The sequence below is a fragment of the Microbulbifer maximicatervae (SeqCode) genome (assembly GCF_052467305.1).
Map to the genome: position 1 here is coordinate 2,904,506 of NZ_CP174306.1, position 21,127 is coordinate 2,925,632.

Below are 21,127 nucleotides of genomic sequence, written 5' to 3' on the forward strand. Positions count from 1 at the left end.
AATAATTCGCTCCGCTATTATCAGGTTACCTAATGCAAATATCTATCAAGAGCCTTCTTCATAATCATCTTTCCCAACTGCTTTCAATTGTGACTAAAATTCCGCATGAAATATTTCACAAGCAGCTGGCACCAGATATGTTCAGCTTAGCCGAGAATGCAAAAATTGCGGCCAATTTTTCTCTTCGTGGATACTGCCCGCTCGTTGACCAAAAAACTGTGGCATTTGAAGAAGATGGCAGTACAAAGGAGGGTATTCTGAGAACCATCCAGAAAACACTAAGCTATTTAGATTCTTTACCCGAAGTAACCGATCTGGACAGCAGTAGAAGAATCAATGATAAAGCGGGTTTTACAACCGTAGATCTCCCACAACCTCAATATATCCATCAATATATCCATCAATATATACTTCCAAACTTACTATTCCATATAAGCATGGTATATGCAATTGCACGCCACTGCGGTGTAACCCTTAGCAAGGGCGATTTTGATGGATTTCATAGTTATCCGATTGGATTTGGCTTTATTTGAAATCATCAAAATACTCCACTAAACCTTACCCCTCACAGCATTAAAAATGCACCTCAATACAAACCGCAATTATTACTATAATACTAAAGTTCAAATTTAAAAAATCTATATCACTTAAAGTCACTTGACCAGCTCTATCAGAAAAAATATAAACGCGACACAACTAAATATTCACGCGAACATTTTTCATGAAATGGAAATAACCAGTATGAAAATCTCTAAACTATTATTAGTCCCCTTAGCTCTAACAATCTCTAATGCCTCTTTAGCAGAAGAGAACCCTTTCTATATCGGGTTTGGCCTAGGCTACCATGACCTTGATGGCCAGAAGGCTCAGTCTGATCATTACCTTGATGGCCAGAAGGCTCAGTCTGATCATTACCTTGATGGCCAGCGCTTTGGCGATCAAACAAATTCTTTAAATATTTATCTCGGATATAAATTTAACCCGCACTTCTCTGTAGAAGCTGCATACAGCAATTTTGGCAGTGCCTATGACGAATATATCGCCTCGGTTAACTATTATGACGAATGGGAAGGAGAGTACAAACATGCCTACATCGCGGATGACGAAACACTTGAGATCAGCAGTTTTCAGTTGAGCGGTGTCGCTCACTACCCCGTTCTCGAAAAACTGACCTTGAGTGCGAATCTTGGTATTTCCTACACCAGGGTCGACAGTGAGTTCAGACCTGTATCCACTTGGTGGTCACTCATATCTCCAATTGAGAGGTACAGTGAAAAAGATGTGGATCTAACATACGGCCTTGGTGCTACCTATGACTTTACCGATAAGTTCTCAGGAAAGCTTCAGTGGAAGACAATCGATAACGACATTGTAGCCGTTAACGGGTTTGACCTATCACTGGAAGCCCGCTTCTAATCCACCTTGCAAACAGGAGGGGCTACAGAGAAAGCAGCTGCAGCTCCCTTCGCTCACTAAAGTTAAAAACAATCAAATGCCTCTGGGCCACCTAGAGGTAGCCGGGAGCCAATCGGCAACCAAGAAATCTCGGCTTGCACTAAATACCCCCAAAATGCCTAATCTTTAGCCAACATAATGATTTTTAAGGATTTTTTTATTCTTTAGGTTGACTTGCACCAGGGGCATCTATAATATCCGCATCCGTAACGCGCTCGTAGCTCAGCTGGATAGAGTACCTGGCTACGAACCAGGCGGTCGGAGGTTCGAATCCTCCCGAGCGCGCCATACAAACAAAGGGCTTATGCTTAACGGCGTAGGCCCTTTTTTATTATATCGCCGAAAAACCCACATGTTTAAGCCTCCGCCGGCACTACGCTCACATCTTAATCAGCCTGACTGCCATCAATTCTCCCGGAGTCGGCAAGCACCCATCATTACCATACCAGGCAACTGACATCTTCACCTTTGCCCAGCATCTTTACAGGCCACCCTCATCAACAGTCACCACACTAAATCACCATCGAATTTCTGCATAATTATCACCCCCCGCAAAGGCTATTTTCCATTAAAGTGAAAGCCAGCCAAACACAACACTTGAATTCCCACAACAACTAAAAAGAAACCTGTAATACCTTCCTCTAGTTATCGTGCCTCAGCTCTGCAACCACTAAGCAGCAACGAGACAAATTCATACAATTGATTCTCGAAATCGTTATCGAGGCGTGAAGTTTCTTGCGGCCGACTCAAAGGCAACATTGAATTAGCTACCGGCCAGAGCCCCGCAGTGAATGTAAAAATTACTCTGGCAACCCAAAATGCCCTGTCATCACTAATCCATTCCAGTGATACCTTAAGTGCATTGGCATGCCTAAGTATCGTTTTCTGCATCGACTGTTTAAATTGCCGATTACACTCAACATCAATGTTATGCTCAAGAATAGAAGCAGAAATACTGAGCAACTCGCAAAATAAAGGGCGCTCTCCATATTGAGCCGCTATTACTTTACTAACTGACTCAACATTAGATCGCCCCTCTCCCATGAGCTGCTCCAGACTACAGGTAAGACTCTCCAACTCAATAGCAAACAGGTGCATAAGCACCTCTTCGCGACTGCCAAAATAGCGGTAGAGGTTTGATTTAGTAACACTACTTCGACGCCCAAGCTCGTTAAGAGACCACTTCAAAACACCAAACTCAATACACAGTTCCCGTGCAGTTTTTAGGATATTTTGCTGTCGCTGCTCTATTTGAGCTTCACTTCTGGCTCTTTGGAATTTCATGCTTCATAACATCCGGTCTGGTCATACAGATTTTAAAACGAAACCAATCGAGCCGCCAGCAAAGAAATAATGAAATTCAATCCAAAAGGATTAGACATCTATAACCTGAGCCACCCATTTGGAGACTCAAGTAAATCGTAGTATAGGTTCACATAGCTTTTCCGATTCTGATATTATCCTATCTACACTTTCCTCATCCTGCAGATTTTTACTCGGCTGAATCGGATTTAGATGGCGATTAAATATTGCCCCAGAGTAATTTTCCAAGACAGGAGAATTCAATAATGCCAACAATTTTTCTGCATATTGGTCAGCACTAGGAAATAGCAGTCCAATTATACCCTCAACTATTTTGGAAAATATTCCACCGCCAAGAACCGGAGAGCGGATTGTTGTTTTTATAAGCCCTGGATTCAATCCATAAAATCCAGCTTGAGGATAGCTTTTTGCACTATGTAGAACCAATGCTTCATTACCAGCAACCGTGTTGGAATGAGCCTGCATCCCCTTGTAAGCCAACTCTGAGTTAAAGTCATCAACATTACCCATCATATCAGCGCCAGGAAAACCCATAATAAAAAAACGAGGTTTTATTTCCCTTTCAATAGAGGGGTACTTTTCTACCAATCTCTTGACTATCACATACCGGCAAAGGTAGCTAACAGCAAGATCAGTCTCAATTCCCTCACTAGTTTCTTGTCTAGTTTTTGCTGCCACAATACCTGTGGTCAGCAAGCAAATCTCTGGCGGCTGTTCTAGCAATTGATCAGCTACTTCAAGGGATTTCTTGAGACTCGACAAGTCTGCCGGTATGAATCTTATCTGCTTAATATCCTGGTCCGCAAAAGTCCGGCCGACGACAGTAACCTCTGCACCATAGGCCGCTAACTGTCGGGCCACTGCGCGTCCGATGCCCTTTGTACCACCGATAATCGCAATTCGCTTACCAAGAAGTGCTTCTTTTTTGCCTGGTGAAGCTTTCCAATGAAAATCTGTTCTAGGAACACCGGTTAAACCACCCATAACTACTCTCCCGCCTAGCTGGCTCAAATACAATGGACCGACCTCAAATAAGGAACCGATGGTCTTTACGGTAAGAGACTAGCGGTCTGTTGTCAATATCAGAGCTGATGTCTTCCGCCGGGCCGCGAAACAGGAACTTCTAAAAAGCATTCCTTACTCTGAGCCCATTGTTGGACGCTAGTGATGGAATTGGCAGTTCACTGCCAGAAGCATAAATTGCCGGTGATGCAGATAAGTTAATACAAGCAGGGGCTGAGCCAGTTTCTCTTTCCCAAGAAGAGAGTCAGCGATTAGGTAAGTACTAGATTTTAACTGAGTTTCCACTAGCAACAATTAAGTGGGCGAACCCCAGTGGATAAATAGCCAACGGGAAGCCATTATTAGATGCATTAACATTACGCATGGACCCTCTTCGGAAGGGCAATAATTATACCCCCTCGTGTACAGGCAGTTTTAGGTGTTAGAAAAATTGTGGGGCGAGCTTCTCGATGATATAACCCACCTCTTCCACATCAACTCATGAATGTAAATGATGCTCTCAACATCACCACCAACCGATAAGCAATACACCTTGTAGTATCGACTCAATAATTCACAACTTAGCTAACGTTACTATGCTAATAGAAACGTAAGATCAAAACAGTCACCATAATTAATACTGGCTGATTGTAAGCAGTCCCCTTTTACACTTGCAGGCGCGATCGTAATTACCCCAAAAGGAATGATGCAGGCATAAATTATATCGCTTATAGTTAATGAACACAGAACATGACACGTTTCCTATCTTTTCTGACATGGAAAAAAATACTTGTCGGCTATTTTTCAGTAATCTTCATCTTTGCTGCCATATATAGTAGATGTGACTCCTGTATAAATGAAAATCTCGACTTCACAAAAAGCATCTACTTCAGCATTGTAACAATTACAACTTTGGGCTATGGAGAAATTCACCCTATCAATGAACTCGGCTATCTACTAACCTCCATTGAAACACTGACGGGAATTGCAACATTTGGGTTACTTTTGAATGAATTTACAAAATACCAATCAAACCGACAAGAAAAATTAAGACAAGAAAAAAGAGTCGAACAATTAAAAAATGCATACCATTATTTTCGAGTTCATATGGCCGACTTTTGTGCCGCGGCTATCAGCACTATAACCCACAAAGAACAAGCCCCAGCATCCTATGACATGATGGGTTTTAGAGAATATTTGGAGAACAACAATAATAGAAATGCAAATATCCTTAAGGAAGCCCTCCCTCATGACTACAAGTTCAGAGCAATGGTCATGACGGAATACAAAATATATGCCCGACAAATAGAACTGGCTTGCTCAACGATAAACCTCCACGATACAAGGCTATTGGACTTCTTCTACACCCATATAAGCCAGTCTGTCCGACTTGAAGCTGTGAGTGAAGCATCAGAGACATTATCAGAAACTCTATTCAATCTAATCAATGACATTATGGCAGGAGTCGATGCAAATGGAGGCAGGCGTGACCGTGACATATATTTGGGTTATATCAATTCACTAGAGTCACACGTTAGCCAAGGCTAACAGACCACCAAAAGGCGATTCTAATACTACCTTGCTCACCCAAATAGATAGCACCGATAATTTCATGAATATGACTCAGGATGGCACTAACAATGTCGGAGTATCTATACAGATTGAAAGCTCACTGGGTACCGTTCAAATTTTACAAATCGGGGATCAAAATGAGAGTGGAATATCTCACAGCTTAAGCATTTCTGATTTTGCCAGCTCTACACAATTTGGCACTGGAAATATATTCAGCCTTGGTCAGAGTGCAGGCGGTAATAATTTTGCTATTGGAGATCAAGTTGGTGAGCTAAATACCGTGTCAGCCAATCAATCCAATAGTTCCTTTAGCCAATTAAATATAAGCCAGCAAGGCATGCAAAATTCACAAACACTGTTTCAGACAGGCTCACAAATTAGCTCATGGACCACCCAAAGCGGCATGGAGAACTCTGTAATGTCGACTCAGAGCGGAATGAACCACACTTTAACATCCCTTCAAAACGGGACCCTGAACAGCCTCACAGCTAACCAAAGTGGAACCTCACAACTTGCCAATGTGACCCAGCTGGAAACAAGCAATAGCGGAACGATCAGTCAGTAGTCGCCGTAGAGCCTCAAAAGCCTCTTATAACCTCTAGAAAGCCCTACCCACGGCTCCTGAGCCAAATCCCTTTGTGCGAAAGCAGAAACAGACAAACAAGTTTTACGGTCACCAAACACCAAAAAAGTGCTTCATATGAAAAAAATGCTTGACTCTACCTACGCCAATCTATATTGTGCGCCTCCTCGACGCGCTCGTAGCTCAGCTGGATAGAGTACCTGGCTACGAACCAGGCGGTCGGAGGTTCGAATCCTCCCGAGCGCGCCATTTTCAAGGGGCTTACGTTTTTTGACGTAAGCCCCTTTTTTATTGCGACAACCTCAACACCAAAGCACAGCTAGGCTTTGGATTATGGAAACAAGGAGAAGTTTTCAGGGGTTAGCGCCATGGATATCACGACTCTGAATGTACTTAAGCAGCTAGGTTTGTTAGCTGCAGTCTTTACCCTATCTACGGCTGCACTGGCCATTGAATGCGGCGACACTATATCTGAGCCCACCACTCTATCTCGGGACCTGAATTGCGAGTTGAGTATCGCCAATCCTGTAGCACTCACCATTGTAGGCCCATCAGGGAGCCTGAATATGGCGGCGTTTGAGCTTAGCTGCGTATCGTTGGACCCAACCCAAACAGATTTCTACGCAATAGACCTCCAGGGCACCGCAGCATATCTCAGCAACGGCCAACTAACCAATTGCACCAATGGTGTCATCACCTCCAGCTCAGGCTTCCACTCCATCTCCAATATGGAAATAAATAGCGCTGTAAGAAATGCAATTTTGCTATTCGGCAACGGCAATACCATCACCAACGTCGATATTACAGGTCCTGCTACTTCAACCATCTCTGATGGTATTGAGGTTTTTGGCGATTACAACACCATTAGTCGCAGTACGGTACTAGGAGGCGGAGACGAAGGCATTGAAATCCTGGGAGACTATAACAATATCTCCTTTACTACCGTTTCTGGGTTTAGCGAGGACGGCTTCGAGATTGACGGCAACTTCACATTTGTATCTAACAGCATCATTGAGAATAACGGTGAAGCTGGAATCCTGATAAACGGTAATTTCAACAACATAGCAAGTAACAATGTGGCGGATAATGGGCAGGTGGGCATTAATCTAAGTGGCGGCTCAAGCAATTCGATTGCAAGCAACACGGTATCCAATAATGGGCTCTCGGTACTACCAAGCAATGGCGGTATTATCGTTACCGACTCGAACAGCTTAAACAACCGGATTACCGGAAATACCCTAAGCGGCAATCAGCAATTTGACCTCGCAGATCCCTTTGACCCCGACTGCAATGAAAGAAATCATTGGAGTGGAAACCAGTTCACTACTTCAGACCCCACATGCTTAGACTAACTGCCCAAACTAGAGAAGTGGCTTGCGCTGCAAAGCCGGACACCTCCAGTCTCACGAAGGCTATATCCGGGATTTAAACAGAAGCAAATAAGACTCAAGTACCAAAATTACTGTTCAAAGTTAAACCAAGTTGAATCAAGAGTCTCAATAGTTAAAAATGCATGAGGAGCTGTCAAAATCAGAAGTAAGGGACTACATGACTGATATCCTCAAAGATATACTTCAGTTCGTACAGAATGTGGGGCTTAAGAATGGCCTCTTTGTCATATTTTTCATCTTTGCGCATTACCTCCTCTTCTGGATGTACAGTGGGCGCCTGAAGGACCGACAAGTTGAAATTGACCGGCTTGCAGCAGATAATAAAGAATATAGGGACAGGTTTTTAAAGTTGATGGACAACGCCTTCTCTTATTCGCCTCCCACTAGGAAAAACGCGCCCAAGAAGCCAATTAATGAAAAGGAGTTTGAGTAGTGCTCTATCTATTGCCGGCAATTGCTCTTGTCTTCATTTTCGCGAAAATGTATCAGCTTCTGGAAGTAAAGAAGCATGATCAACACTTATTTGAGTTTTGTCAGCTGCGGAGAGATACGATCAGCTATCTCTCCGATTCTTATGCCGACCTATCAAGAAATGATTACATAGCCTTACGCAAGATCAATGATGCACTCAGTACTATCATTGCCGGCTATAAAGAGCACAGAACGGTTGTGTTTAATCTCAGGTTATTTTCAGAGTATGTCAATCAGCTAAAAGCCTTTGAGAAAAAGGCCGAGAAGATATCAACTAGCAATCCAGATATACAAGAGTTACTAAACAGAGTTCATCAGTCTATATTTAATGCCTTTCTGGCATTTACCCCCTACCTAAAATCAGAACTCGCGTTCAATGTAGTGATGAAATTGATCTCTCTGGGAGTAAATGCCGGAGCCAATTCATTCAGGGCACACTTGCTAAGCCTTAAAGAAGCCAAAACCCTGCTCAATACCTTTAAAAAGCATTCCTCCCCTTGCTGAGCCCCTCTTTTCAGCCACCGAGAGCTTTTTGGCTATTTGCATGGCAAGGGCTAACTCTGATACCAACCAGTACGCCAAACGCTGATATCAATCCTGCTGGGAGTCAGCCAATAAGGCTGGACTCTGTGGACACTCAAGATTCTATGCGTAAAAAATCACTAAAGACGGAATTTTCAGTCAAGCAAAAAGTACTGAAAAATTAATGGGTTAATACAGAAATACACTTATTTTTTGGAATGTTTAATATCCCAAATTAGGACAGCACTCCATCCAGCATCAAACTATTGATATTTAACTAAATAGTCATCTTCAGCTCATATTAAACCATTCGGTCATCGTCGATATATCGATAATTTCGAAAAAATCGATATACGAAATAATCATTACCAGAAAACTGAAAATAAGACGCACAGATCTATAAATCGCACTTTTTTCTCACCGAAAGCCCTTACAACCGAGAAAAAACTACGGACCGTTCAACCCATAAAAAGTAATATCATACGTTTTTTCCGCCCCCCTTCTTACCCGACAAAACCCACTCTCTCCATTTAGTCAATATCAAAGATTCGGTGTCTATATCCTTGCGACGTAAATACCTTATAGGTGCAGAAATGGAACTCAGTTATATCCTTATTATATGTACAGTGATCATCGTGATTTTCACTGCCTGCGCCTATCTGTACAACTACATCCTTACAGCAAGCGCAACATTTTATCGCTCACCAGTGCAAGAGGATGAGACTGCGATACGCAATCATCTCAATGATAAAGATACGATCAACATACTTGTCATTGACGGTGGTGGTATCCGTGGACTCATACCACTATATGTCATTAAGCACTTGGAAAAAGCACTGGGACAACCAGTTGACGAGCTTTTCGATGTGTTTAGTGGTGTCTCGACGGGCGCTGTCATTGTTACCGGGTTGAATGTCCGCTCATCTCACCTGGCTAAAAACTATGCCAATGTCGATTCAAAAACAGACTTGCTTATTAACTTATACAAGTCGAAAAGTAATTATCTGTTTTCAACCCCTTGGTATCATAAACTGCTTACGGCATCCGGTCTTTTTTCTCCAAAATATTTGGGTCGCCGCCTTCACAAAGTGATGGAGAAGCACTATACACCAGAGCTTAACTTCACCGATTTGAAAAATTATGTGATTATCCCCTCACTCAGTGTAAATACTGGTGAACTTCACCTCTTCAAAAACCGAGGTGGAGATACCAGTGAGCTTCCTACCAACAGCCTATATCAACTGGTCACAGCTGCAGTTAGTGGGGTTTCACTGTTTCCCCCAGTTGGCTTTATGGCTGACAGCAAAGAAGTGGGCCATAAATACTTTGCCGACGCAGGTATTTCTGCCAACAACCCTGCAAGTGTTGCGCTCCTGGATATCATCAAAGAGTTCCCTCACAAGAACTACTATGTGCTGATTCTTGGGTCCGGCACCTCCCCGCTAACCAGTTCGCAGGTGAAATATAAAGACCTGAAAAACTGGGGCATACTACAGTGGGCACGAGATGCTATCTCAAGTGTTCAAAGATCAATGGATGAGCAGCAATTGCACGCCCTGGAAATTGCTTCATTACTCTCCAACAATGTAAAGATCAAATATGACTATCTCAATGTAGAGGTAACTGAACCCCATGTCGGTCTATTTGAATATGACAATATCGATTCACTCAAGATTCACTCAGATCGACTCATTAAAAATAATAAACAGAAAATACAACAGGTAATTGACCAATTGGCCACTGCCAACGGATAAAAATCTCATCACAATGTAAGGCGGCAACTCAACAAAACGGTTGCCGCCTAATCTAAGGACAGTGGCATTCACTCTATCATAAAATACACGCTTAGCACCTACCATTCTCTCACCCGCCTGCCAGCAAACCAACCAACCAACCAACAAATATTTTACTGATTTATCGCTAGTGACATTACTCTTCAGGAGAAAAATCAAACGGCGTTTAACCATGCCAAAGCTTCGCTATCTAATCACAATTCTAATTACACTAACTTCCTGCCTCTTTGTGAATGTTAAAGCTGGAGAACTTCATGATCGCGAGGCTCGAAACAGGTGCATAAAAACCTGCAAGAATAGCTACTATGACTGCATTAGAGATAATGAAAATCAAGACTGGTGCGTAGAGAAGAAAATCCACTGCGATAATATATGCTATGAATACGAAGAAGATCGCTGGCGCTGGTATCGAGATAAATCTTCCAACCATTAACCAATAAACAGATATATGTAAGCCGTCCTATAGGACATCAAGGCAACATTGGATAGCTGTGCAATAAGCGTATATTTTGCTAAGATCCAGGTCCTGCATAAATTATCTACCAATAAGCAAATATGAAACTCCTTTCTATAAATGTATCCAAAAAAGTAGATTATGAATACAAGGGTAAGACTGTAACAACGGGGATCTTCAAGAAACCAGCCCAAGGAAAAGTTTTTGTTGGAAAGAATAACTTGGAAGGAGACGAGCAGGCAGACTTAAAAAATCATGGCGGCAAAGATATGGCCATATATGCGTTTTCTAATGACCACTACCCATACTGGGAAGACCTATTAGGCAGAAAGGGACTTAAGTATGGCGCATTTGGTGAGAATCTAACGGTAGAAGGGCTTCGAGAAGAAAATATCTTTGTTGGAGACCAATTCCGCATAGACAGCTGCATCCTTGAGGTAAGTCAACCCAGAATACCCTGCTTTAAGCTAAGCATGGCCCTAGATAATGACGCTGCAGCCAAGATTCTCACTAGCAGCTTTAATTGCGGTGTATATTTTAGGGTTGTTAAGGAGGGGCATATTAAAGAAGGGGATTCGATTTGTAAGATAGCTGAAGCTCCAAACTCAATCGACATACGATCTATGTTCAGAGCTTTTTTTGATAAGCAATTTCCCAATACCAAGCAAGTACTCCAGGCTGCAAGTCAACTACAACCCTTATCCAAAGAGTGGAGAGCGAAAGCTGTAAGGCGGCTCTCTAAGCTCTGACAATTGAGCAATTTATCACATCAGCCTACTAACTATGTTCCCCCCCAAAAGTGAGTCTCCAGGAGGGCTATGTAGTAAAAGTTAAAACCCGGCACTACCCCGGACTTAAATACTTTAGTAGTAGTTTCTTGGAGAAAAGTACTAACTTATTAGACAAACAAGAATTAATAGGCTTCCTCAAGTTGATATTACTGCGCGAGCTATGCTCGAACACCCCCTATTGCCATCTACCAATATATTTGCGGATAAAATGATAGCTATTATCAGGCATTCAATAACTTAAACTGACCCTGTCAGAATTGGCCTTGGCAAAAGGGTTCACTCATGTACTTGGATCCACCCAACACCCTGGAATCTTTTACTAATATCACAGACACCAACCATTTAAAACCATACATCAAGCTACAACTTATTATATACCCTGCAAAATTTAACATAGGGCTTCGAAGATATTAACAAATAAAAAGCAACTGAAAAAACAATTACCGCCCAAGTATACTGAATAAAATATAAAATCCATAAATATATAATAAACGGCAGAACTAACACAGATAATTTCTTAACCCCAATACTGGCAATATGCAATGATGCATAAATACAGATAAGTACTGACAAAGAGGCGCACACCAACAAAAGGGATGATGAAGTTATGGTAATCATGAGCACCCCCAGTACAGCAAAAACAGCAGCGCCAAAGTATCTCGTGCCAGGTTCAAGTGCTCCCATGCTAATGGGGGCGGCCATATATCCAACTATATGATAGCCAGATACGATCACCATAAGTGCTGCCCAACTATCAGCATGAGCAAGTACAACTGCTGCTATCAACCAATTAGTAAGCATCGAGCGCCTTGATAAATTATGTACAGGATCTAAAACAGCTAACCATCGCGGCATTTGCCCTACAGAGGCCATTGCAAATAGAATTCTTGACGAGGCCCCCAAATAAGTATATCCAGATGCCGAGGGACTTATCACACTGTCTGCGAGTAGTATCATTGCAAGAAAGTGCAAGCCAAGCAGTGTCGCCAAGTCCAAAAGCGGCGAGTCAAAATTAATCCCTTGCCAACCACCATTTCCCACCAGAAGATCGTTCGGCACTGAGGCCATAAAAGCATATTGCAATGCAAGATAAACAAGCGTCATTATTGTAATTGATAAAGTAACGGCCAAAGGAATATTACGCTTGGGATGTTTTATCTCACTGGCAAAGGCAACACTGATCTGAAAGCCATTAAACGAATATATTAGACCTGCCCCAATAACAGCGGAAAAAGCGCTTCCAAACCCAAACTCCTGATTAGAGTCAATTGAAAAATTTGACCCACTTGTATCACTACTAAATACAACTATAAGCAATACAACTATTGCAAAGGTGGGAGTAAATATCTTTAGAACAGTGACAACATTATTGATCTTGGCAAGAAACCGTATTCCATAATAGTTAATCAGCAAATATACAAAAAGAATACTTAACGCGAGAACCTTCCCCCACGGAGTCAAGGTGTGGTTGTCAATTAACAAAGAGGAATCTATAGCAGATGAGAGGTATTGGGTAGTTGCCTGCGCCTCGGTCGCAACAACCATTAATGTGCCAAACCAGTTAGCAAACGCAAATGGCATTCCAAAAATACTATTGTGCGACAATGCACTGGATTGAGCGAGGGCTCCTCGGACTGGGTAGAATGCAACGACACGGCTTAGGCACAAGCCAACCATCAAGACCAAAAGCGCCGCTAATATCCAGGCTCCAAAAGCCCAATTACCTGCATAGTTTGCCGTAAGCTGCGCACTAAACAACCAGCCCGAACCTATCATACAGGTGGCACTAAGCAGCGTAGCACTCAACAGAGAAACGCGTTTTCTTCCGCCTTTGGCACAACCCATATCGACCGTTTTCTATAGTGTTATGCAGGCGTCTTCTCTATTTAATCTGATAGCTCCTGCTACTAGTATCTTTAGTTTAGCCAGCCCAGTTCATTTCAACCAAAAACAGTAAGTTATCTCTTTCTACTTCAGGTATAAGTCAAAATTAAAAATGGAGATATTGTATAGAAGCCTTTAAAGGCCTTATAGAAATTTGACATGAGCATCAACTCGCCTTTCCAAAAGCTTAGGGCTGCCTGCCGGGAGGCACGTTCAACATATGCAGCAACGAAAGTTAACGCAACTATACAGAGGGCTGAAGGAAATCCCAGCGGTTGCATCTTTCAACATCAAGGTATTCTTTCAAGATTGACGCCATACGCCCCCGCATCCGCCAGAATTTTTCTGGCACATAGTTAGTCGCAAAAGCTATAGAGGCTTTACATTCAGGAACAACTAAAAGGTAAGCCGTAGCCGCATCATCAGTCACGCCACCGTGATGCAGTACCAACCATGGCTTATCTTGCTCCCCTAGATTTATGCCACCCACCTGCAATCGAGGAAATATTTTTTCTCTTTGATTTCTTCACGATGTAATTAGGCGTAGTCAACGCAAAACTTGGATTCAATAGATCAATTATTTTTTATATCGCCACGTACTTAAATTATACAGAGGCATACTTGACTCATCTCTCATTGGGGCGATCATAAGAAATGCCCCATACAGGTTGCTAAAGTGACAACTATCGCTATATCGAAGCTATCAAAATTTGGGTAAGCTCTTTAGGCATATCTAGCATCACATCATGACCACAGGGAAGGTTTATCGTCTCCCAACCAAGTTCTCTCTGGGCTCTCTCAAAGAACGGCCTACCAATTCCTGGTGCCCAGCCCGATGCATAGATGTACCGGTGCCGAGCAACTTGCTTCCATAAGCCCTGTAGTTGAATCGGTTGCTCAAATGACCCCAGTGGATGGTCGACACAACGCCGATCCACCCACGCCTGATCTTGAAGGTTAACCCCGAAATCTATTGCAGGACTTGGCGCTACGCGAAATCCATCACCCTGAGTTCTGGCAATATCCTGAAAACTCAACCCGACCTCTACAGGCAAAAGATCTAAGACGTTTTGTCCATCCTCTGGAACTAAGGCATCAAGATAGACAAGGGATCGTATATGCTGGTGCACCTTATCAGCCACACCGGTTATTACCACTCCACCATAACTGTGGCCACACAAGACAATATCCGTTAACTCTTCACATGCGATAACACCCAGAATGTCTTGTATATGCGTATCCAGGTTGACTGTGCCATCTAAAAGGTGCGCCCTTTCTCCAAGCCCCGTCAGAGTTGGGCTATAAACCTCATGGCCGTACCGCCTAAGAAACGCTGATACCCGCCTCCAACACCAGCCTCCCTGCCAAGCACCGTGTACCAGAACAAATGTCGCCATAAAGACTTAACCCCACAACCAGGCACTCCACCTGTATGAATTATCGCCACTTTTAGCTTCCACCCCCATCCCAAATGATAAACGGTTGACAGGTATAGGACGCCTGACCTAGCATTATTGATTCTAGGTCAAGCGTCCTAGACCCTGTAATGCTAGTTAAAGAGGAAGTACAGCATGGCAAATCTATTTCAATCCTTCGATTTATCAGGTCTTCGACTTACAAACCGCATGGTTATGGCGCCGATGACGCGAAATCGAGCGGACAAAAATGGAGTCGTAACACCCATGATGGTTACGCACTACCAACAGCGGGCAAGCGCTGGCCTAATTATCGCTGAATCATCTCCTATCTCTACGCAAGGTGTGGGATACCCTTACACGCCAGGTATATACACCGCTGATCAAGTTGATGGTTGGAGGAAGTTAACCCATGCAGTACATCAAGCTGGTGGGAAAATTTTTATACAGCTGCAACATTGCGGGCGCATTTCCCATCCCGACCTACAACCAGATAAAAAGGCTCCCGTGAGCGCATCTGCAATTAAACCAATTGGGCAAGCAGTTACCTACGAGGGACATAAGGACTTTGCTCTTCCTCGTGCACTAGAAACTAGTGAGATTCCAAAAATCGTGGAGCAATTTGGCTTTGCTGCACAAATGGCTAAAGAGGCCGGCTTTGATGGAGTTGAAGTTCACGGCGCTAACGGGTATCTGATTGATCAATTTCTGCGTGACGGGACTAATCATCGCAACGACCTCTATGGTGGAAATATAGAGAATCGCATGCGTCTTTTAAACGAAATAATTGATTCCGTGATGGAAACTTGGCCTTCAAACCATATAGGCGTGCGTCTAACACCAGAGAATAGTTTTAACTCAATGTCTGACTCTAACCCACAAGAAAATTTCGAGTATGTTTTAGAGCAGCTAAGTAACCGGAATATTGCCTACGTTCATATTCTGGAAGGCGATATGATGAAAAAAGAGAGAACCGTAAATTATCCAGCTTTACGCGAATGCTTTAAGGGTGTGTATATCGCGAATAATGGCTATAATCTCGAACTGGCCCAAAAATCCCTGAAAAGTAATAATGCCGATCTAATTGCATTTGGAACACCATTTTTAGCCAACCCTGATTTAGTTTACCGACTAAAACAAGGCATATCACTCAATCAAGCCGATCACTCAACTTTTTACGGTGGAGATGAAAAAGGCTACACTGACTACCCATTTGCCTCTACCCAAATAGAAAATCAGTAAAGTAATCGATATGGAAAAACTAGACACCCGCGACCGAATCATCGCAATAGCAGATGACTTATTTTATCAACAGGGTTTTGAGCATACCTCATTCAAGGATATCGCTAATCTTTTAAATATTTCTCGCGGAAACTTCTACCACCATTTCAAGACTAAAGATCAAATTCTATCTGGTGTTATAGAGAGAAGATTGCAAAAAACCCAAGCAATGCTGGAAGAATGGGAAGCACAAGGGAATACATCTGAGCAACGGATAAAATGTTATATCTGTATTGTCATTACCAACTGGGATAAGATCAGAGATTTCGGCTGTCCCGTAGGTACTCTCTCCAATGAACTTGCCAAGTTGAACCATGTAGGGCGAGAGGATGCCAATAAAATTTTCAGTCTGTTTCGGGAATGGCTAAAAACACAATTTACACAACTAAATCCCAACACTGATGCCGATAAACTAGCTCTACAGGTTCTCTCTTGGAGCCAGGGTGTTGCAACCTTAGCAAATGCTTTTCAGGACAAGGACTATGTTGAGTACGAAGTCAATAAAATGTGCTCTTGGGTTGACACATACAAGGAAAAAGCTTAGCGCTATTTACAAGGAACTGTGAGTATATGTTTATTATTTTGTTAAAATTTTCAGAAAAAAAATCACAAGCAGCAAAATATATGACTGGCCATAAGGAGTGGTTACAGAAAGGCTTCGATGATGGAGTTTTTATACTGTCTGGAAGTATAAAACCTGGAATTGGTGGAGGTATCCTAGCATTTAAAACCACTTATGAAGAATTGCTAATACGCGTCGAACAAGACCCTTTCGTATCTGAAAAAGTGGTTAGTGCCGATGTCATAGAAATTGATTCATCCAAAGCTAGTCCGCAGCTTGAATTCTTATTAAGACCCGAGGCAAACGGTTAGGTAATTGGTATGGCCGCGCAACTTATTCAAAGCCATGATGGTAAATACCGTTGTAACTGGTGCGCTTCTGCACCAGATTTCCTGGAGTACCATGACAAAGAATGGGGCTTTCCAGTTAGTGACGATTTTCGCCTATTTGAAAAGCTATGCCTGGAAGGTTTTCAGTCTGGTTTAAGCTGGCGTACAATTCTTGCAAAAAGAGAAAACTTTCGGGAAGCTTTTTATGGATTTAACTTTAATAAAATAGCCCGTTTTACCAATACAAATGTGGAAAAACTGCTATCAAATGAAGGAATAGTCCGACACCGTAGTAAAATCGAAGCCGTTATTAATAATGCCAAATGTGCCAGGGAAATCGTAAAGAAAGAAGGATCTCTTGCATCATTTCTCTGGAGATACGAACCTAAAAAAGAGATGCTTGGCAAGCCTCAGTCCATGTCTACCTCAAATGAATCGATCATATTATCGAAAGATTTGAAAAAGTTAGGCTGGAAATTTGTAGGGCCTACAACTGTCTATGCCTTTATGCAAGCAATGGGATTAATTAATGACCATCTAGAGGGATGTGTCACGCGATCTAAGATAGAGAGTGCAAGAAATAAGTTTGTAAAACCCTAATGCTTAACTAGAACTAATCCGCACGATCATAGGTAATCTATAAAAGGGTAGAGCTTGATAGGGGATGCACCCAAGGTAAAAGATATTACCTCTGATACATCCCCAATCTTACTCACCAAGCTGCTCGCATATAAAATTGTATAGTAATTTTAATCGATAGGAGGACATACGGTCCCCAGGCCTAAGAGAATAGAGGTTTAATTCAGCAGTTTGAAAGCTTGTCAAAATCGGGACTAATCGCCCCTCTCTAAGATCATCTTCAATGATAAAATGGGGGATCAGTGCAATGCCCTTCCCCTCTAACAAAGCACAATGGAGTAATTTACTGTTATTAGAAGTCAACCTAGGTTCCAGATAAATATCGAGCCATTTACCTTTATCTTTAAACTGCCACACGCTGGGTTTACCCGGTAGGGTATATACCAAACAGTGATGGTCACTTAACTCACGGGGGTGGCCTGGCTCCCCATATTGTTTAAGGTACTCAGGCGCCGCACAGGCAACTCGATGATAACTGGTAATTTTTCGGCATAACAAGGCGCTATCAGCTAGCTCATTAGTTAGCCGTAGCACAAGATCAAACTTCTCTTCTAGCACATTCACATAATGATCTCCCATTTGAATATCTAGAAGGATTTCCGGGTACCGATCCATAAACATATTCAAAATGGAACCGAACTTGGATAACCCCCAAGACATCGGGACGCCAATCCGTAACTTTCCTCTAGGGCTTTCATTGGATTCACACAAGTCATCCTCTAAAGCATCCCACTTGCTGAGCACTTCAAGTGCCCGCATGTAACACCGTTCCCCGGAACTAGTCACCTGCATATGCCGAGTACTGCGGCGCAAAAGCGTGGTTCCCAGGCGAGACTCCAACCTCTCTACCGACTTAGAAACCCAAGCTGCAGATACACCTAAACGATTTGCAGCAGTAGTAAAGCTTCCACACTCCACGACCGCACTGAAAACCCTCAAGCTCTCTAATTGATTAATTCCTGCCATATTCAATAAATAGTTGAAACTGTAATTACCTAATGTCTGATTTACACAACAATTCGTTAATTGTCAAAATATTAAAAATCTTAATAGGTAAAAAATATTTATGGCTACCAAATATCACAATCTATTCAACACCGTTGAAATCGGAAACTTACGTATTCCTAACAGGCTCGCAGTCGCACCTATGACACGGGTCAGCGCCGGGCTAGATGGTCGCATTGGTCCACTGATGAAGGATTACTATGAGGGATTTGCCCACGGAGGGTTTGGGCTGATTATTACCGAGGGATTATATACAGATAGACTTTACAGTCAGGGTTACAAGTATCAACCCGGTATGGCCAATCACGATCATGCACAGAGCTGGAAGCCGATTATCTCAAGAGTTCATAAGCAAGGAGCCCGGATATATGCCCAACTGATGCATGCCGGCGCCCTTTCACAATATAACCCCTATACCAACCAAAATGCTGGCCCCTCTATGGTTCGTCCCCAGGGAAGGCAAATGCCCTTCTACTATGGAGAAGGCCCCTATCCCATGCCGGAAGCCATGACACAGCGAGATATTGCAATGGTTGTTAAGGGCTTCGCTCAGGCTGCCCGCCTGGCACAACTTGCCGGCTTTGACGGTGTTGAGATACACGGTGCCAATGGCTACTTGTTAGACCAATTTTTAACCACCTATACCAACAAACGAAAAGACTGTTATGGAGGAGTACTCACTAACCGTTTACGTATTTACAAGGAAACACTTAAATCAGTAAGGGCAGCGGTCGGAAAGGATTTTGTAGTGGGCGTTCGTTTCTCTCAGAAAAAAGTGAATGATACCAACTATATTTGGCCTGAAGGTGAAGCTGGAGCTGCCGAAGTTTTCGAGCTAATGAAGCAATGTGGTGCCGACTATATTCATACCACCGAACCAAAAATAGACACCCCCGCCTTTGAAAACAGTAACTCATTAGCATGTCTGGCAAGGAAATATAGTACTCTACCGGTTATTGCCAATGGCGGAATTACAGACCCAAAACTCGCAGCTCAGGTCCTAGAAAACAATGAAGCAGATATTATCTCGCTTGGTAAAACGGCCCTGGCCAATCAGGACTGGCCAAATACCATAAAACAAAATCAGACTCCAAAGAACTTTACTTTTGATATGCTTTCACCCCATGCGACACTGGAATGTGCTCGCGATTATTTTCGAAGAAACAGCTAAATAGTTACCTGAGGACGGCGGAGGAATTTAATTACCCTTCCCCTCCTTGTAGACCAGAAAATGGCTCTAAGCGAGTGAAGGGTAATCTTAAAATTAGCAACTTTAGCTTTCTGACACCTTAAATTAATTAGTTTTTATTATGGAAAATATCTAATGTTTTCAGAGATAGCTCTATCAAGTCAGCCGTTTGATCACTATCTACATTCTTGACAACGCTTATAGAGCGGGCATGATCAGGGCAAAGCATTAGCATGGTACTTCCGCCAACTCCTTCACCGCTCATCAATTTAATATTTGGATGCTCCTCGATAACTCTAATCAGCTCCGCATCCTCCTCCGGATCATACCAATTGCTTAAACTGATAAAGTCAACAATCCAACCAATACCGTAGCTAACTTCCTCACCACTTGTTAGAGTTCCTGGGCTAAAAAGCTCAGAAAGCGATTCATCACTCAGATAGCCACTATCAAGATGTGACATAGCAAACCTAACCAGGTCACTTGGTGTAGAGAGCATACCTCCGCCAGCATATTTATAGCTACTATTTACTTCTGGAGAGTTGATTAGACTTCCTCCCCAGTAAGAATAAGCTCTTTGCCTGTGGGAAATTATGGGAGAGTTTTCATCAAAAGTACTATTTTTGAGGTTCAAAGGATCAAATACTTCCTCTTGAACTAACTTCTTAAATTCAGTTCCTGATGCAGACTCCATTGCGGCAGCGAGCAATGTCCAGGCATAGGTCGAGTATTCAGAGTCTGTCCCAGGATAGAAAAGCAGATCGTCATTCTTAAAAAGGTCTAACGCATCTATTGTGGAACTATACTCCACATTGTAAAGAAATTCCCCCAAAGATTGGTAGTGGCGAATCCCGGAAGTATGATTTGTTATCTGTCTTAAGCTAATATCAGCGTGTGAATCAGGCCAAGCCTCTACCAGCGAAGAGACATAGGTGTCCAACTCAATAATCCCCTGTTCTTTCAACCTCATGAGAGCAGCTGCAGTGATAACTTTCGAAACACTGGCGATTCTCAATTTGGTTCTTCTAGTCATTGAAACATGAGATTCGAGGTCAGCAAAACCATAACCTCTTGCCCATCGAACATGCCCATTTTCCCCTACAGCCACGCTAATCCCAGGCACAGACTCCTCAGAAACCGCATTTACAAAAAGACTATCCAAGTCACTCGTATGCGCTACTGAATTTTCAGCCGGAAATACCAAACATAAAGAAAGTACAGCGCTTAAACTTATACGTGTGTACATATTTTTAAATCCTTTTAACCTTCACATACTAAATAAAGACATTTACTAATTGACTTTATCACTCAAATATAACCCAGACAATTAAAAAATACCCGTCAACTGCACTAGTTAGCTTTTAACACTCTACTCAATAATTGATATATAGAAGGTTTTACAAGAACACACATAAACAGACTTTTAATTTAAGGGATATCATTCTCCATCCGTAAACAAGTAGTCG

20 protein-coding genes and 2 tRNA genes are annotated in these 21,127 nt (G+C 42.6%); 16 read left to right on the top strand and 6 right to left on the bottom strand.

Annotation, left to right across the window (positions count from 1 at the left end; translation table 11 throughout):
* The first annotated feature begins 32 nt into the window (after window positions 1-32).
* The 3 genes from ACJJI4_RS12695 (at window position 33) to ACJJI4_RS12705 (ending at window position 1,743) form a co-directional block, all read left to right on the top strand.
* The gene (locus tag ACJJI4_RS12695) at window positions 33-533 is read left to right on the top strand and encodes a DUF1993 family protein (RefSeq protein ID WP_444925380.1); all 501 of its coding nucleotides are present in this window, start codon (window positions 33-35) and stop codon (window positions 531-533) included.
* Between the two features lie 208 nt (window positions 534-741).
* Complete coding sequence (locus ACJJI4_RS12700; RefSeq protein ID WP_444925381.1) at window positions 742-1,416, top strand: outer membrane beta-barrel protein; 675 nt, start codon at window positions 742-744, stop codon at window positions 1,414-1,416.
* Between the two features lie 250 nt (window positions 1,417-1,666).
* Window positions 1,667-1,743: transfer RNA gene (locus ACJJI4_RS12705), tRNA-Arg, on the top strand.
* A gap of 357 nt (window positions 1,744-2,100) precedes the next feature.
* Here the strand turns inward: ACJJI4_RS12705 and ACJJI4_RS12710 are convergent.
* Together ACJJI4_RS12710 and ACJJI4_RS12715 are read right to left on the bottom strand one after the other, a co-directional pair.
* Window positions 2,101-2,739, bottom strand: coding sequence for a TetR/AcrR family transcriptional regulator (locus tag ACJJI4_RS12710; protein ID WP_444925382.1), 639 nt, complete (start codon window positions 2,737-2,739; stop codon window positions 2,101-2,103).
* Between the two features lie 126 nt (window positions 2,740-2,865).
* A complete protein-coding gene (locus ACJJI4_RS12715) occupies window positions 2,866-3,762 on the bottom strand; it encodes an SDR family NAD(P)-dependent oxidoreductase (protein WP_444925383.1) in 897 nt (298 codons plus the stop codon).
* A 768-nt stretch (window positions 3,763-4,530) separates the two neighbouring features.
* On the opposite strand from ACJJI4_RS12715, the gene ACJJI4_RS12720 reads away from it, so the two are divergent.
* The 8 genes from ACJJI4_RS12720 to ACJJI4_RS12755 all read left to right on the top strand — a co-directional run bounded on the left by ACJJI4_RS12720 (window position 4,531) and on the right by ACJJI4_RS12755 (window position 11,315).
* Window positions 4,531-5,328: a potassium channel family protein gene (locus tag ACJJI4_RS12720; protein WP_444925384.1), complete on the top strand. Its 798-nt coding sequence runs from the start codon at window positions 4,531-4,533 to the stop codon at window positions 5,326-5,328.
* Between the two features lie 64 nt (window positions 5,329-5,392).
* Entirely contained in the window at window positions 5,393-5,917 is a 525-nt protein-coding gene (locus tag ACJJI4_RS12725) for a hypothetical protein (protein ID WP_444925385.1), read from the top strand.
* A 190-nt stretch (window positions 5,918-6,107) separates the two neighbouring features.
* Window positions 6,108-6,184: transfer RNA gene (locus ACJJI4_RS12730), tRNA-Arg, on the top strand.
* Between the two features lie 119 nt (window positions 6,185-6,303).
* Window positions 6,304-7,287, top strand: a complete 984-nt coding sequence (locus ACJJI4_RS12735) for a right-handed parallel beta-helix repeat-containing protein (RefSeq protein WP_444925386.1) — start codon at window positions 6,304-6,306, stop codon at window positions 7,285-7,287.
* 157 nt (window positions 7,288-7,444) lie between these two features.
* Window positions 7,445-7,759, top strand: coding sequence for a hypothetical protein (locus ACJJI4_RS12740; protein ID WP_413662626.1), 315 nt, complete (start codon window positions 7,445-7,447; stop codon window positions 7,757-7,759).
* A gap of 11 nt (window positions 7,760-7,770) precedes the next feature.
* Window positions 7,771-8,301: a hypothetical protein gene (locus tag ACJJI4_RS12745; protein ID WP_444925387.1), complete on the top strand. Its 531-nt coding sequence runs from the start codon at window positions 7,771-7,773 to the stop codon at window positions 8,299-8,301.
* 611 nt (window positions 8,302-8,912) lie between these two features.
* Window positions 8,913-10,073: a patatin-like phospholipase family protein gene (locus ACJJI4_RS12750; protein WP_444897855.1), complete on the top strand. Its 1,161-nt coding sequence runs from the start codon at window positions 8,913-8,915 to the stop codon at window positions 10,071-10,073.
* Window positions 10,074-10,667: 594 nt separating this feature from the next.
* Window positions 10,668-11,315 carry an MOSC domain-containing protein gene (locus tag ACJJI4_RS12755; RefSeq protein ID WP_444925388.1) on the top strand — a complete coding sequence of 216 codons (648 nt, stop codon included), beginning with the start codon at window positions 10,668-10,670 and terminating at the stop codon, window positions 11,313-11,315.
* A gap of 402 nt (window positions 11,316-11,717) precedes the next feature.
* Here ACJJI4_RS12755 and ACJJI4_RS12760 read toward each other — a convergent pair whose 3' ends face one another.
* Window positions 11,718-13,202: an APC family permease gene (locus ACJJI4_RS12760; protein WP_444925389.1), complete on the bottom strand. Its 1,485-nt coding sequence runs from the start codon at window positions 13,200-13,202 to the stop codon at window positions 11,718-11,720.
* Window positions 13,203-13,930: 728 nt separating this feature from the next.
* Window positions 13,931-14,638 carry an alpha/beta hydrolase gene (locus ACJJI4_RS12765; protein WP_444925390.1) on the bottom strand — a complete coding sequence of 236 codons (708 nt, stop codon included), beginning with the start codon at window positions 14,636-14,638 and terminating at the stop codon, window positions 13,931-13,933.
* A 174-nt stretch (window positions 14,639-14,812) separates the two neighbouring features.
* Here ACJJI4_RS12765 and ACJJI4_RS12770 point away from each other — a divergent pair, with 174 nt between their 5' ends.
* The 4 genes from ACJJI4_RS12770 to ACJJI4_RS12785 are packed head-to-tail and all read left to right on the top strand — an operon-like array spanning window position 14,813 to window position 17,428.
* Window positions 14,813-15,898 (top strand): alkene reductase, encoded by a 1,086-nt coding sequence (locus ACJJI4_RS12770; protein WP_444907785.1) that lies wholly within the window; start codon window positions 14,813-14,815, stop codon window positions 15,896-15,898.
* 10 nt (window positions 15,899-15,908) lie between these two features.
* A complete protein-coding gene (locus tag ACJJI4_RS12775) occupies window positions 15,909-16,481 on the top strand; it encodes a TetR/AcrR family transcriptional regulator (RefSeq protein ID WP_444925391.1) in 573 nt (190 codons plus the stop codon).
* 26 nt (window positions 16,482-16,507) lie between these two features.
* Window positions 16,508-16,810 carry a YciI family protein gene (locus ACJJI4_RS12780; RefSeq protein WP_444925392.1) on the top strand — a complete coding sequence of 101 codons (303 nt, stop codon included), beginning with the start codon at window positions 16,508-16,510 and terminating at the stop codon, window positions 16,808-16,810.
* Window positions 16,811-16,819: 9 nt separating this feature from the next.
* A complete protein-coding gene (locus ACJJI4_RS12785; protein ID WP_444925393.1) occupies window positions 16,820-17,428 on the top strand; it encodes a DNA-3-methyladenine glycosylase I in 609 nt (202 codons plus the stop codon).
* Between the two features lie 108 nt (window positions 17,429-17,536).
* Here the strand turns inward: ACJJI4_RS12785 and ACJJI4_RS12790 are convergent, their stop codons facing one another.
* Window positions 17,537-18,433 carry a LysR family transcriptional regulator gene (locus tag ACJJI4_RS12790; protein WP_444925394.1) on the bottom strand — a complete coding sequence of 299 codons (897 nt, stop codon included), beginning with the start codon at window positions 18,431-18,433 and terminating at the stop codon, window positions 17,537-17,539.
* A gap of 100 nt (window positions 18,434-18,533) precedes the next feature.
* Between ACJJI4_RS12790 and ACJJI4_RS12795 the strand changes: the two genes are divergently transcribed.
* Window positions 18,534-19,643 carry an NADH:flavin oxidoreductase gene (locus tag ACJJI4_RS12795; RefSeq protein WP_444925395.1) on the top strand — a complete coding sequence of 370 codons (1,110 nt, stop codon included), beginning with the start codon at window positions 18,534-18,536 and terminating at the stop codon, window positions 19,641-19,643.
* 127 nt (window positions 19,644-19,770) lie between these two features.
* On the opposite strand, the gene ACJJI4_RS12800 is transcribed toward ACJJI4_RS12795, so the two are convergent.
* Window positions 19,771-20,907, bottom strand: coding sequence for a serine hydrolase domain-containing protein (locus ACJJI4_RS12800; protein ID WP_444925396.1), 1,137 nt, complete (start codon window positions 20,905-20,907; stop codon window positions 19,771-19,773).
* Window positions 20,908-21,127 lie beyond the last annotated feature (220 nt).

Coding starts and splice junctions, on each gene's coding strand:
- ACJJI4_RS12695 (WP_444925380.1), top strand. CDS start 33: ATGCAAATATCTATCAAGAGCCTTCTTCATAATCATCTTTCCCAACTG.
- ACJJI4_RS12700 (WP_444925381.1), top strand. CDS start 742: ATGAAAATCTCTAAACTATTATTAGTCCCCTTAGCTCTAACAATCTCT.
- ACJJI4_RS12710 (WP_444925382.1), bottom strand. CDS start 2,739: ATGAAATTCCAAAGAGCCAGAAGTGAAGCTCAAATAGAGCAGCGACAG.
- ACJJI4_RS12715 (WP_444925383.1), bottom strand. CDS start 3,762: ATGGGTGGTTTAACCGGTGTTCCTAGAACAGATTTTCATTGGAAAGCT.
- ACJJI4_RS12720 (WP_444925384.1), top strand. CDS start 4,531: ATGACACGTTTCCTATCTTTTCTGACATGGAAAAAAATACTTGTCGGC.
- ACJJI4_RS12725 (WP_444925385.1), top strand. CDS start 5,393: ATGAATATGACTCAGGATGGCACTAACAATGTCGGAGTATCTATACAG.
- ACJJI4_RS12735 (WP_444925386.1), top strand. CDS start 6,304: ATGGATATCACGACTCTGAATGTACTTAAGCAGCTAGGTTTGTTAGCT.
- ACJJI4_RS12740 (WP_413662626.1), top strand. CDS start 7,445: ATGCATGAGGAGCTGTCAAAATCAGAAGTAAGGGACTACATGACTGAT.
- ACJJI4_RS12750 (WP_444897855.1), top strand. CDS start 8,913: ATGGAACTCAGTTATATCCTTATTATATGTACAGTGATCATCGTGATT.
- ACJJI4_RS12755 (WP_444925388.1), top strand. CDS start 10,668: ATGAAACTCCTTTCTATAAATGTATCCAAAAAAGTAGATTATGAATAC.
- ACJJI4_RS12760 (WP_444925389.1), bottom strand. CDS start 13,202: ATGGGTTGTGCCAAAGGCGGAAGAAAACGCGTTTCTCTGTTGAGTGCT.
- ACJJI4_RS12765 (WP_444925390.1), bottom strand. CDS start 14,638: ATGGCGACATTTGTTCTGGTACACGGTGCTTGGCAGGGAGGCTGGTGT.
- ACJJI4_RS12770 (WP_444907785.1), top strand. CDS start 14,813: ATGGCAAATCTATTTCAATCCTTCGATTTATCAGGTCTTCGACTTACA.
- ACJJI4_RS12775 (WP_444925391.1), top strand. CDS start 15,909: ATGGAAAAACTAGACACCCGCGACCGAATCATCGCAATAGCAGATGAC.
- ACJJI4_RS12780 (WP_444925392.1), top strand. CDS start 16,508: ATGTTTATTATTTTGTTAAAATTTTCAGAAAAAAAATCACAAGCAGCA.
- ACJJI4_RS12785 (WP_444925393.1), top strand. CDS start 16,820: ATGGCCGCGCAACTTATTCAAAGCCATGATGGTAAATACCGTTGTAAC.
- ACJJI4_RS12790 (WP_444925394.1), bottom strand. CDS start 18,433: ATGGCAGGAATTAATCAATTAGAGAGCTTGAGGGTTTTCAGTGCGGTC.
- ACJJI4_RS12795 (WP_444925395.1), top strand. CDS start 18,534: ATGGCTACCAAATATCACAATCTATTCAACACCGTTGAAATCGGAAAC.
- ACJJI4_RS12800 (WP_444925396.1), bottom strand. CDS start 20,907: ATGTACACACGTATAAGTTTAAGCGCTGTACTTTCTTTATGTTTGGTA.